Annotated in this window: 13 protein-coding genes; 10 read left to right on the top strand and 3 right to left on the bottom strand. The window is 69.1% G+C overall.

From position 1 onward, the window contains the following. Positions 1-53 precede the first annotated feature (53 nt). The 6 genes from modA (at position 54) to LHU95_RS22680 (ending at position 5,706) form a co-directional block, all read left to right on the top strand. The gene (modA, locus tag LHU95_RS22655; RefSeq protein WP_248709219.1) at positions 54-827 is read left to right on the top strand and encodes a molybdate ABC transporter substrate-binding protein; all 774 of its coding nucleotides are present in this window, start codon (positions 54-56) and stop codon (positions 825-827) included. Positions 828-840: 13 nt separating this feature from the next. After that, the gene (gene modB / locus LHU95_RS22660; RefSeq protein ID WP_248711606.1) at positions 841-1,533 is read left to right on the top strand and encodes a molybdate ABC transporter permease subunit; all 693 of its coding nucleotides are present in this window, start codon (positions 841-843) and stop codon (positions 1,531-1,533) included. Continuing rightward, the gene (gene modC / locus LHU95_RS22665) at positions 1,533-2,648 is read left to right on the top strand and encodes a molybdenum ABC transporter ATP-binding protein (protein WP_248709220.1); all 1,116 of its coding nucleotides are present in this window, start codon (positions 1,533-1,535) and stop codon (positions 2,646-2,648) included. Before modB ends, modC begins: the two co-directional genes overlap by 1 nt. Beyond that, the gene (locus LHU95_RS22670) at positions 2,645-3,004 is read left to right on the top strand and encodes a LysR family transcriptional regulator (protein ID WP_248709221.1); all 360 of its coding nucleotides are present in this window, start codon (positions 2,645-2,647) and stop codon (positions 3,002-3,004) included. Before modC ends, LHU95_RS22670 begins: the two co-directional genes overlap by 4 nt. 160 nt (positions 3,005-3,164) lie before the next feature. Beyond that, the gene (locus LHU95_RS22675; RefSeq protein ID WP_248709222.1) at positions 3,165-4,586 is read left to right on the top strand and encodes an MBOAT family protein; all 1,422 of its coding nucleotides are present in this window, start codon (positions 3,165-3,167) and stop codon (positions 4,584-4,586) included. Positions 4,587-4,596: 10 nt separating this feature from the next. Next, complete coding sequence (locus tag LHU95_RS22680) at positions 4,597-5,706, top strand: cell division protein FtsQ (protein WP_248709223.1); 1,110 nt, start codon at positions 4,597-4,599, stop codon at positions 5,704-5,706. Positions 5,707-5,879: 173 nt separating this feature from the next. On the opposite strand, the gene LHU95_RS22685 is transcribed toward LHU95_RS22680, so the two are convergent. The 3 genes from LHU95_RS22685 to LHU95_RS22695 form a co-directional block, all read right to left on the bottom strand. After that, positions 5,880-6,767: a prephenate/arogenate dehydrogenase family protein gene (locus LHU95_RS22685; protein ID WP_248709224.1), complete on the bottom strand. Its 888-nt coding sequence runs from the start codon at positions 6,765-6,767 to the stop codon at positions 5,880-5,882. Between the two features lie 93 nt (positions 6,768-6,860). Continuing rightward, positions 6,861-7,955 (bottom strand): histidinol-phosphate transaminase, encoded by a 1,095-nt coding sequence (gene hisC, locus LHU95_RS22690; protein ID WP_248709225.1) that lies wholly within the window; start codon positions 7,953-7,955, stop codon positions 6,861-6,863. Beyond that, complete coding sequence (locus tag LHU95_RS22695) at positions 7,952-8,749, bottom strand: chorismate mutase (RefSeq protein ID WP_248709226.1); 798 nt, start codon at positions 8,747-8,749, stop codon at positions 7,952-7,954. The genes hisC and LHU95_RS22695 overlap by 4 nt, the downstream gene beginning before the upstream one ends. Positions 8,750-8,827: 78 nt before the next feature. Between LHU95_RS22695 and LHU95_RS22700 the strand changes: the two genes are divergently transcribed. The 4 genes from LHU95_RS22700 to phbB all read left to right on the top strand — a co-directional run bounded on the left by LHU95_RS22700 (position 8,828) and on the right by phbB (position 12,014). Beyond that, positions 8,828-9,976, top strand: a complete 1,149-nt coding sequence (locus LHU95_RS22700; RefSeq protein WP_248709227.1) for a homoserine O-acetyltransferase — start codon at positions 8,828-8,830, stop codon at positions 9,974-9,976. Positions 9,977-10,000: 24 nt separating this feature from the next. Continuing rightward, on the top strand, positions 10,001-10,555 hold the full coding sequence (locus tag LHU95_RS22705; protein WP_248709228.1) for a DinB family protein: 555 nt from the start codon (positions 10,001-10,003) through the stop codon (positions 10,553-10,555). Between the two features lie 35 nt (positions 10,556-10,590). Then, a complete protein-coding gene (gene metW, locus LHU95_RS22710) occupies positions 10,591-11,190 on the top strand; it encodes a methionine biosynthesis protein MetW (RefSeq protein ID WP_248711607.1) in 600 nt (199 codons plus the stop codon). A gap of 101 nt (positions 11,191-11,291) precedes the next feature. Further along, positions 11,292-12,014 carry an acetoacetyl-CoA reductase gene (phbB, locus tag LHU95_RS22715; RefSeq protein ID WP_248709229.1) on the top strand — a complete coding sequence of 241 codons (723 nt, stop codon included), beginning with the start codon at positions 11,292-11,294 and terminating at the stop codon, positions 12,012-12,014. Positions 12,015-12,057: the final 43 nt, after the last annotated feature.

Raw genomic sequence — 12,057 nt, forward strand, 5'->3', positions numbered from 1 at the left:
GAAAACCGCTATCCCCGATGGAATATAGCGCGCGGCTGCCCTAGAAGGGTCGGATGCACCGCCGCGCCCTCCCGCTGCTCGCCATGATTCCCGCCGCCGCGGCGGCCCCGCCGCCTGCGGGGGCCGCACCGGTGACGATCTTTGCCGCGGCCTCGCTGCAGGATGGGTTGCGCGCGGTGGCGCGGGATTGGGCCGCCCAGGGCAACCCGGCGCCCCGGCTGTCCTTCGCGGCCTCCTCGGCGCTGGCGCGGCAGATCGAGCAGGGGGCGCCGGCTGATCTGTTTCTCAGCGCCGATGAGCCCTGGATGGATGTCCTGGCCGCGCGCGGGCTGATCGTGGAGGCCACGCGCAGCAGCGCCCTGGGCAATGCGCTGGTGCTGGTGGCGCCGGCCGATGGCGCGGCGCCTATCGTCCTGCAGCGCGGAACCGATCTCGCGGCGCGGCTCGGCCCGCGCGGGCGGCTCGCCATGGGGGACCCGGCGCATGTGCCCGCCGGGCGCTACGCCCAGGCCGCGCTGGAATGGATGGGCCAATGGGAGGCGCTGGCCCCGCGCCTGGCCCGCGCCGAAAATGTGCGCGCCGCGCTGCTGCTGGTGGAACGCGGCGAAGTGCCGCTCGGCATCGTCTATGCCACGGATGCGCTGGCCGCGCCGGGCGTGCGGGTGGTGGGCAGCTTCCCACCCGAGAGCCACCCGCCCATCACCTATCCCTTCGCCCTGACCCGCCGCGCCGAAGGAAATGCCGCGGCGCGCGCCCTGCTCGCCTTCCTGACCGGGGCCGAGGCGATGCCGCTCTGGCAGCGCCACGGCTTCACGGCGCCGCGTTGAGGCGGCCCGCGTGATGGGCCTGACGCCCGAGGAATGGCAGGCGATCCGCCTCAGCCTCGATGTCGCCGCGCGCTCGGTGCTGGTTTCGCTGCTGCCGGCCATCGGGATCGCCTGGCTGCTGACCCGGCGGCGCTTTGCGGGGCGCTTCCTGCTGGATGCGCTGGTGCATCTGCCGCTGGTGGTGCCGCCGGTGGTGGTGGGCTGGGGGCTGCTGATGCTCTTCGGCATTCGCGGGCCGATCGGCGCGCCGCTGCATGACTGGTTCGGCATTCGCCTGGTCTTCACCACTGAAGGCGCGGCGCTCGCCACCGCCGTCATGTCCTTTCCGCTCATCGTGCGCGCGGTGCGCCTGGGGCTGGAGCAGGTGGACCCCGGCCTGGAGGCGGCGGCGCGAACGCTGGGGGCGGGCCGGCTGGACCGCTTCCTGACCATCACGCTGCCGCTCATGTCCCCCGGCATCCTGGCCGGCGCGGTCACGGCCTTTGCGGCGGGGCTGGGCGAATTCGGCGCGGTCATCACCTTCGCCTCCAACATCCCGGGCGAGACGCAGACCCTGCCGCTGGCGATCTACAGCGCGACGCAAACCCCGGGCGGCGAGGGCATGGCCGCACGACTGGCGCTGATCTCCTTCACCCTCGCCATGGGCGGCTTGCTGCTGGCCGAGTTGATCGCCCGGCGCATGCATCTCTGGCTCGGGCGTTTCTGATGCTGGAGGTCGCACTGCGCCATCGCTTCGGGCCAGGCTCTGCCGGGGGCTTCGCGCTGGATGTCGCGTTTTCGGCCGCGCCGCGCGGCGTGACGGCGATTTTCGGCCCCTCGGGCTGCGGCAAGAGCACCATCCTGAACGCCGTCGCTGGCCTGATGCGCCCCGATGCGGGCCGGGTGTCGCTGGATGGCGCCATGCTGCTCGATACCGCGCGCGGCATCGCCCTGCCGGCCGAGCGGCGGCGCTGTGGCCTGGTGTTCCAGGATGCGCGGCTGTTCCCGCATCTGAGCGTGGAGAGCAATCTGCGCTACGGCCTCCGCCGTGCCCCGCGCGGCGCGGAGGGCCCCGGCTTCGAGGAGGTGGTGGATCTGCTCGGCATCGCGGGCCTGCTGGGCCGCCGGCCCGCGCGGCTTTCGGGTGGCGAGCGGCAGCGCGTGGCACTGGGCCGCGCCCTGCTGATGCGCCCGCGCCTGCTGCTGATGGATGAGCCGCTGGCCGCGCTGGATGCGCCACGCCGGGCCGAGATCCTGCCCTTCCTGGCCCGGCTGCGCGCCAAGGCCGGGCTGCCCATCCTCTATGTGACGCATGCGCTGGAGGAGGTGGACGCCCTGGCCGATCACCTGGTGCTGATCGAGGCGGGGCGCGTGCTTGCCAGCGGCGGGCTGGAGGAATTGACCGCGCGGACCGACCTGCCGCTGGCCGCGCGGCGGGATGCGGGCGTGCTGATCGCGGCACGGGTGGCGGCGCATGACCCGGCGCGCGGGTTGACCCGGCTGGATTTCGCCGGCGGGCAGCTGCTTGTGCCGCTGCAACACGCCAACCCTGGCACCAGGCTGCGCGTCCGGCTGCGTGCGCGCGATGTGGCGGTGGCCTTGCAGCCGCCCGAGGGGCTTTCCGTGCAGAATATCCTGCCCGCCACGCTCACCGCCATCACGCCCACCGCCTCCCCGCATGAGGTGTTCCTGCATCTGGCGCTGGATGGCCAGGCGCTGGGTGACACGGCGCTGCTCGCCCGCGTCACGCGTGATGCGGTGGAGCGGTTGCGGCTGGTGCCCGGCCAGCCGGTTTGGGCCTTGGTGAAATCGGTCGCCTTTGACCATGCGCGGCCGGGATGAGCCGGGTGCCCCCCAAGGATGGCGCAAGGCTCAGCCTGCGGCTTGATGTGCCCGGTGGCCGCATCGGCCCGGGCAAGATCGCCCTGCTGGAGGCCATCGGCCGTGAAGGCTCGATCTCGGCGGCCGGCCGCGCCCTGGGGATGAGCTACAAGCGCGCCTGGGAATTGGTGGATCAGCTCAACACGCTGCTGGCAGCACCCGTGGTGGCCGCAAGCCCGGGCGGCGCCCGTGGTGGCGGGGCGCGGCTGACGGAGGCGGGGCTCGATGTGATCCGGGAATTCCGCGCGATGGAGCGTGCGGCGGCGCGGGCTTCGGCGCCGCATCGGCGGGCATTGCTGGCACGGGTGAAAGCCTGACGCGGCGTGGCCCCGGCCATTGCGAAACGATTTGCGCCGATGCTAAGGCGAATCTTCCGCTTCAGACGAATCGAGGGACATTCATGGGCAGCGCGACGCATGGCAAAGCCGCCCCGCCGAGCCCGTGCGCCGGCCGGAATCCGCGCCGGGAGACTGCCGCATGATCTTCGCCTCCTTCGAATTCCTCTTTCTGTTCCTGCCGCTGTTCTTCGTCCTATATTTCCTGACGCCGGCGCGGTTTCGGAACTGGACCATCCTGCTCCTGTCCTGGGCCTTCTATGCCTGGTGGCGCGTGGATTTCCTGGCGCTGCTGGGCGGTGTCACCCTTTTCACCTTCTTCGTCGCCCTCAGGGTGAACGCGGCGGAGGAAGCCTCGGATTCCAGGTTTCGCTGGATGATGGTCGGCCTGGTCGGCAATCTCGGTGTGCTGGCCTATTTCAAATACGCGAATTTCGGCGTGCAGAGCTTCAACCAGCTCGTCACCGCGCTGGGCCTCACGCCGACACCCTGGGCCGAAATCATCCTGCCCATCGGCCTGAGTTTCTATGTGCTGCAATCGGTCAGCTACCTGATTGACGTCTGGCGGAAGGATGTGCCGGTCAGCCGCAACTTCGTGGCTTACGCGGCCTACAAGGCCATTTTCAGCCAGCTCATCGCCGGCCCCATCGTGCGCTACGCCGAGATCGAGCATGACCTGAAGCACCGCGTTCATACCTGGGAGAAATTCGGCCTGGGGGCGCGCCGCTTCATGATCGGCTTCTGCATGAAGGTGCTGATCGCCGATACGATCGCCCCCATGGTGGATGTGGTCTATGCGCTGCCCAACCCCTCCATGGCGGATGCCTGGGCCGGGGCCATCGGCTACACGCTGCAATTGTTCTTCGATTTCGCCGGCTATTCGGCCATGGCGATCGGGCTGGCGCAGATGTGCGCCTTCCGCTTCCCGGAGAATTTCAACAACCCCTATCTCTCGGGGAACATCCAGGAATTCTGGCAGCGCTGGCACATGACGCTGAGCCGCTTCCTGCGCGACTACCTCTACATCTCGCTCGGCGGCAACCGCAAAGGCCCGATCCGCACCTATGTGAACCTGCTGATGACCATGGTGATCGGCGGGTTCTGGCATGGCGCCAACTGGACCTTCATCCTCTGGGGCTTCTGGCATGGCGGGCTGCTGGCGCTGCATCGCTACTGGCGCGGGGCCGGCAATGGGCCGATGCCCTTCATCCTTGGCAATGCCTTGCTGATGCTGGCGGTGATCCTCGGCTGGGTCGCTTTCCGCGCGCATGACGTGACCAGCGCCTTTGCCATGTATGGGGCGATGTTCCTGCCCTCCAGCATCGCCCTCTCCGATGCGCTGGCCTGGCAGGTCACGCCGGATCAATGGTGGTGCGTGCTGATCGGCGTGGTGCTGGTCTATCTGCCGCTCCTTGGCAGCCGGCTGCCCTGGCAGCGGCCGGTGGAGGCGATGGGCGGCTTCTGGCGCCTGTGCTGGTTCTGGGCGCCGACCGCGGGGTTCATCCTGGGGATGGTCCTGCTCTACAGCCGCGCCGCCGTTCCCTTCCTCTATTTCCAGTTCTGAGGAGCAGCCGATGATCGAGAACTGGATCAAGCGGATGGCGACCCTGCAGGCGGTGGTGATCATCGCCATCCTGGGCTGGGGCGCCTGGCAGGGTGTTGCCGCGATCAACTCGGCCCCCGCGCAGCAAAGGCTGCGGCCGACGCTGACGATGGAGGCCTTCCTGGCCGGGCGTTTCGCCGCCGCGGTGAACTACGTCATGGCGCACAACCTGCCGGTGGACCCCTATGTGCGGGCGGCGGGCGGCTTCTTCCGCTGGCGGCTGTTCAACTCGGGCGGGCCGCAGGTGCGGGTCGGCTGCAACGACTGGCTGTTCCTGACCGAGGAGCTTCGCCCCTGGCCCGATGCCGCGGCTGCCATGGCCGAGCGCGTGGCCGGCCTGGCCCGCATCCGTGAGCGGCTGGCGGCGCAGAACATCACCCTCCTCGTTGCCATCGTGCCCGACAAGGCGCGGGTGCAGGCCGAGCAGCTCTGCGGCGCGCCGCTCTCGGCCCAGGCGGCGGAGCGCCATGCGGAGCTGGTCACCGCCTTCCGCGCCGGCGGCATCACGCCCATCCCGCTGCTGGAGCCGCTGCGTGCCCTGGCCGCCCAGCGCCCCGCCTATTGGCGGACCGACACGCATTGGAACCAGGAGGGCGCGGCCCTGGCCGCCACCCGCATCGCCGAGGCCGCGCGCGGCCTGAATTTCGACCGGCCGGGCGGTTTCACCACCCGCTTCGCCGCCGAGGAAACCAATGGCCCGGGGGATCTGCTGCGCCTGATGGGGCTGGACATCATGCCCGATGGCTGGCGCCCCGCACCGGACCGCCAGCACCTGGCCACCACCACGGCGCCCGCGCCGGCCACGGGCGGGCTGCTGGATGATGAAGCCTCGCCGCAAGTGGCGCTGATCGGCTCCTCCTATTCATTGAACGCCAATTTCCATGGCTTCCTGCAGGAGGCGCTGGGGGCGGCCGTGACCAACCTGGCCCAGGCGGGCGGCGGTTTCGCGGGGGCCGCGCGCAGCTACTTCGCCGGCGCCACCTTCCGCGAGGCGCCGCCGCGCGTGATCATCTGGGAAGTGCTGGAACGCGCCATGGCGCAGCCGGTGGGCGAGGAAGAACGCGCTTTCCTGGCGCAATAGGCGGCCCGGGCTGGGCGTAAAGTGGCCTCCGGCGGCTGGGGCCATGGGCCCCAGACCCCATCCCTCGGCGCCCATCCCCCGCGTCACGGAACCAATGAAAATGCAAGGGGTCTGGGGCCCATGGCCCCAGCCGCCGGAGGCCCAACTTCGAGCCCACCTGCCGTTGGTCAGCCTCAGGCCTGCTTGCGCTCGATCAGGCTGTGGCGGATTTTCCGGCCGCGCTTGATGCGGTCCTCGATGAAGCCGGCCTCGCCCCAGCGTATGGCGCGGCCGAAGGCCTGGGCGTCCTCGGTGAAGCGGGCCAGCATTTCCAGCACCGCCTCGCGGTTGTTGAGAAACACGTCGCGCCACATGTTCACGTCACTGCCGGCGATGCGCGTGAAGTCGCGAAAGCCGGAGGCGGCAAATTTCAGCACGCTCTCGCGGGTTTCCTCCGAGAGGTCGTCGGCCGTGCCGCAGATGGTGAAGGCGATGAGGTGCGGCAGGTGGCTGACGATGGCCACCACCTTGTCATGCGTGGTGGGGTCCATGGTCTCGATCATCGAGCCGCAGCGGCGCCAGAATTCGCGCACCTGCTCCACCGCCGCCGGGTCCGTGGCCTCGGTCGGCGTGACGATGACGTAGCGGCCCTCGAACAAGGTCGGGAAGCCCGCATCCGGGCCGGAATATTCGGTGCCCGCCATGGGATGCGCGGGCACGAGATGCACGCCCGCCGGCAGCAGCGGCGTCAGGTCCCGGATGACGGAGCCCTTGGTGGAGCCCACATCGGTCAGGATGGCGCCCGGCTTCAGATGCGGCGCCACCTGCGCCATCACCTGCGCATAGACGCCGACGGGGACGCAGAAGATCACCGCATCCGCATCCCGCACCGCCTCGGCCAGGTCATCCTCGACGCGGTCGGCGAAGCCGAGTTCCCGCACGCGGTCGCGCGTCGCCTGGCTATGCGCGGTGACGACGACCTCGCGCGCCAGGGCATGCCCTTCGCGGTTGCGCCGCGCGATGGAACCGCCGATCAGCCCCGCGCCGATCAGGCAGAGGCGGTTGAAAAGCGGTTCGGTCACGGGGTGCGATGCACCCGGGCCAGCCCGGCCCGGCGGCCTGCTTCAGCGCATCGAAGCCCAGCGGCCGGCGGCCGCGCCCGGCGTTTGGAGGCGCTAAACATTCACTTCGCGCATGAATTGCGTCAGCGCCTCGGTCACCATGGCGCATTCCTCGGCCGTGCCGATGGTGATGCGCAGGCAGGTCGGCAGGCTGTAGCTGCCCACGCCGCGCACGATGATGCCGCGCGCGCGCAGGCTGGCATCGGCCGCTTTCGCGCGCGCCGCATCCTCGAAATCGGCGAGGATGAAGTTGCAGGCGCTGGGCCAGGCCTTGATGCCCGCCGCCTGGAGCGCCGCCACCGTCCTCGCGCGCCATTCCTCGTTATGCGCGACGCTGCGCTCGATCCAGCCGGGCTCGGCCAGGGCGGCGATGCCGGCGGCCATGGCGGTGGCGTTCACGTTGAAGGGGCCGCGGATGCGCGCCAGCACATCGGCCACCACAGGCGGCATATAGGCCCAGCCCAGGCGCAGCCCGCCGAGGCCGAAGATCTTGCTGAAAGTGCGCGTCATCACTGTATTGCCCGAGGCATCCACCAGCGCCTGGCCGGGATCGTAATCGGGGTCCGTCACGTATTCGGCATAGGCGGCATCCAGGATCAGCAGGATGTCATCGCGCAGCCCGGCGCGCAGGCGCTTCACCTCGCTTTGCGGCAGCAGGGCGCCGGTCGGGTTGTTCGGATTGACCAGGCAGACGAGCTTGGTGCGCGGCCCGACCGCGGCCAGCATCGCATCCACATCCGCGACCAGGTTCTTCTCCGGCACCTTGATGACGCGGCAGCCGGCATAGCGGCCGGTCAGGTCATACATGACGAAGCCATGCGCGGGCATGATGAGTTCCGTGCCCTCGCCGCCATAGGCGAGGATGAGATAGGCGATCAGCTCATCGGAGCCATTGCCGCAGACGATCCGCGCCGGGTCCAGGCCGAATTTCTGGCCGATCGCCTCGCGCAGCTTCGTCGCCCCCCCATCGGGGTAGCGATGCGCATCGCGCGCGGAAGCGATGATCGCCTCCTGCGCCATGGGCGGCGGGCCGAAGGCGCCCTCATTGCTGCTGAGCTTGATGATGCGGTTCACGCCCGGGATCTTCGATTCGCCGCCCACATAGGGCTCGATCGAGAGGATGGACGGGCGGGGCAGCAGCGCGTTCATGGCGTTCGGGTTCCAGCTTCGGGCCCACGGGAGGGAATGGCATAGCGGCCCAGCACGATGGCGCCGGGGGGCGGTGCCTCCAGCGTCTCGACCAGCGCGCGGGTGAAGCCCGCCTCGCGCCGCATGATCAGCACGCGGGCGGAGCCGCAATGGGCGGCGAGTGCGGAGCGGCTCGGCTCACCCGGCAATTCGATGCGCATCAGCGTCGCATCCCGGCCCGAGGGGTCAGCCGGGTGCAGGCCGATCACGGCAGCTTCCAGGGGCGGCTCGCGCTCGCTCACGAAGGGCAGCCGGGCGATGACGGAGAGGTGCTGCGCGTCGAAGCGGGTCCACCACTCCTCCGCGCGATTATCGCTCTCGCGCGGCCAGGGCAGCACGGCGATGGTGGCGTCGCGCCCGCCCAGGGCCGCCAGCGCCGCCCCCAGCGAGGGATGCTGGCGCTGCGGCGTGGAGACGCCGAAATGCTCGGCGGCCAGCCGGGCCAGGGCGGGATCGGCCGGCAGGGAGACCGTGAAATTGCTCTGCTGGGCGATGGAGCTGGCAAACAACTCCCGCCAGAACCGCACCAGCGCCGTGCGCGGCAGCGCCCCGGCATGGCGGGCCAGCAGGCGGCGGAGAATCGCGGCCTCACGCCCCGGGCGCAGCACGGTTCCCGCCGGCTTGGCCTGGCTGGCGCTCAGGCGTTGCACCACCTCCGCGCGGCGCATCAACAGGTCATGCATCGCGTCGTCGAGGCTGTCGATCTCGGCGCGCAGCGCCTCCAGCGCCTCGGGGTCGGGTTTTGTATCGGACATGGGTGTCAGACGCATAGCCGTGCCCGGCGATTACGCCAAGTTGCCCGTTGGGAAGGCAGGCACTATCTCTCGCCCTGGATGAACGAGATTGCCCCTTTCCCGGAGGTTGAACACCAGCGCGCGGTCCTGCCGGAGGGGCTGACGCTGGATTGCGGCGCCGTGATCCGCCCGCTGGCCGTGGCCTGGCGCAGCTACGGCACGCTGAATGCCGCGCGCAGCAACGCCATCCTGGTCACCCACGCCCTGACCGGCGATCAATATGTGGCCGAGCGCCAGCCGGTAACCGGCAAGGAAGGCTGGTGGGATGCCATCATTGGCCCCGGCAAGCCGGTGGATACCAACCGCTTCTTCGTGATCTGCGCCAATGTGCTGGGCGGCTGCATGGGCTCGACTGGCCCGCGTGAGGAAATGACGGACGAGAACGGCATCCCTCAGGGCCGCCCCTGGGGCACGGATTTCCCCACCGTGACGATCCGCGACATGGTGCGCGCCCAGAAGAAGCTGATCGATCATTTGGGCATCACCCGGCTGCTGGCGGTGATCGGCGGCTCCATGGGCGGCATGCAGGTGCTGGAATGGGCGGCCACCTATCCTGAGACCGTCTTCGCCGCCGCACCGATCGCCTGCGCCACGCATCACTCCGCCCAGAACATCGCCTTCCATGAGGTGGGCCGCGCCGCCATCCATTCCGATCCGGACTGGAAGGGCGGCCGCTACTGGGAGGATGGGCGCATCCCGGCCCAGGGCCTCTCCGTCGCGCGCATGGTGGCGCATATCACCTACCTCTCCGAGGCGGCGCTGACCCGCAAATTCGGCCGCCGCCTGCAAGGGGCGAGTGCCCTGACCTTCCTTGAGGATGTGTTCCAGGTGGAAAGCTATCTGCGCCACCAGGGCAGCAGCTTCGTCCGCCGCTTCGATGCCAATTCCTACCTGACCATCACCCGCGCCATGGATTATTTCGACCTCGCGAATGAGCATGGCAGCGTGGCCCGCGCTTTCCAGAACACGCCCACGCGCTTCTTCGTGGCGAGTTTTTCCTCCGACTGGCTGTTCCCCACCAGCGAGAGCCGCGCCCTGGTGCGCGCGCTGAACGCGGCCGCCGCGCGCGTCAGCTTCGTCGAGATCACGACCGACAAGGGGCATGACGCCTTCCTGCTGGATGAGCCGGAATTCCATCGCGCGCTGGGCGGTTTCCTGGCCGGCGCAGCGGCGGCGCTCGGTGTATGAGGGTGGGCGTATGAGGTTGGGCGCATGAGCGGCGCGCTGCTGATGCGCGCCCAGGCGCGCAACAATGCCTGGGCCAATCACCGGCTGCTGGCGGCCTGCGCCGCCCTCAGCCAGCCAGAATTCATCGCCACGCGGGTCGGTTTCTTCCCCTCGCTGCGCGCCACGCTGAACCACATCCTGATCGTGGACCACTTCTACGTGGATGCGCTGGAGGGCGGCACGCTGGGCCCCGCCGCCTGGGCCGAGCGCGAGCCCTGCCAGGACGTGCCCAGCCTGCAAGCCGCGCAATCCGCCGTGGATCAGCGCCTGATCGCCTGGTGCGACGCGCTGGACGAGGCTGACCTCTCCCGCATCATCGAGGTGCAGCGCGGGCATCGCGTTCAGCGTGAGCGCGCGGACCGCCTGCTGCTGCACCTGTTCCAGCACCAGATCCATCATCGCGGCCAGGCGCATGGAATGCTGGGACGCGCGGCGCCGCAGCTGGATGAATTCTACTGCTGGGGGGAAGCGCATCTGCGCGCGCCGGAATTCGCGGCCCTCGGCTGGACCGAGGATGACCTCTGGATGGAGCGGCGCTGATGCGGAACGACGCGATCCAGTATGTCGCGAAGAACATGCGCCTCGACCTCAGGCTCATCGCGGAGATGATCCCCGAGGGGGTCCGCATGCTCGATATCGGCTGTGGCGATGGCGCGCTGATGGCGCATCTGGCGGCCGACAAGAATGTGGATGCGCGCGGCATCGAGATCGACATGCGCGAGGCGACGGAGGCGGTGGCCCAGGGCCTCGCCGTCATTCACGGCGATGCCGATAATGACCTCGCCTTCTACCCGGATGGCGCTTTCGACTATGTGGTGCTGAGCCGCACGCTGCAGGCGGTGGAACAACCGCGCGAGGTGCTGCGCCAGATGCTGCGCATCGGCCACCACGCCATCGTCAGCTTCCCGAATTTCGGCCATTGGGAGGTGCGCTGGAAGCTGCTGTTGCAGGGCCGCATGCCGGACACCGAGACCTGGTCCCGCCCCTGGTATGAGACGCCCAATATCCACCCCTGCACGATCAAGGATTTCTTCGCCCTCGCTGAGATGGAAGGCTACGTGATCGAGCGTTGGCTGGCCGTGGATGAGCGCGGCCTGAAGGCGCCATGGCGGCGTTCCGTGCGGCTTGCGAACTTATTCGGACAGCAGGCCCTGTTCCAGCTGCGCCGGAAGTAGCGCCACGGTTTCCGTAGCGCCGCCGGGCGGCTTTTGTTACAGGTCAAGGCTGGCGGCCCAATCATCCGCCACAAGGAAACAGATCCCAGGGAGGGCTGCATATGGCACGAGTGGCATTGGTGACGGGCGGGCAGCGGGGCATTGGCGCCGCGATCAGCGAGGGGCTGAAGGCCGCCGGCCGCAAGGTGGTGGCAAGCTATGCCGGCAATGACGCCGCGGCCGCCGCCTTCACCGAGCGCACGGGCATCCCCTGCGTGAAGTTCGACGTCTCCGACTTCGATGCCTGCGTCGCGGCCGTCGCGAAGATCCAGGCCGAGCACGGCCCGATCGAGATCCTCGTCAACAATGCCGGCATCACGCGCGATGCGATGATGCGCAAGCTGACGCGGCAGATGTGGGATGACGTGATCGATACCAACCTCGGCTCCTGCTACAACATGTGCAAGGCCGTGTGGGATGGCATGAGTGCGGCGAAATTCGGCCGCATCGTGAATATCGGTTCGGTGAATGGCCAGGCCGGGCAATTGGGCCAGGTGAACTACGCCGCCGCCAAATCCGGCATCCATGGCTTCACCAAGGCCCTGGCGCAGGAAGGTGCGCGCAACCAGATCACCGTGAACGCCATCGCCCCCGGCTATGTGGATACCGAGATGGTGCGCGCCGTGCCGGCCGATGTGCTGGAAAAGATCATCGCGCGCATTCCCCGTGGCCGCCTGGGCACGGCCGAGGATATCGCCCGCGGCGTGGTCTTCCTGACGGCGGATGAAGCGGATTTCGTGACCGGCTCCACCCTGTCCATCAATGGCGGCCAGCACATGTACTGAGACTGTCGGCCACGCCCCTCCTGACCGGTTCAGGCGGGGTGCG

The organism is Sediminicoccus sp. KRV36, from assembly GCF_023243115.1.
Lineage (GTDB): Bacteria > Pseudomonadota > Alphaproteobacteria > Acetobacterales > Acetobacteraceae > Roseococcus.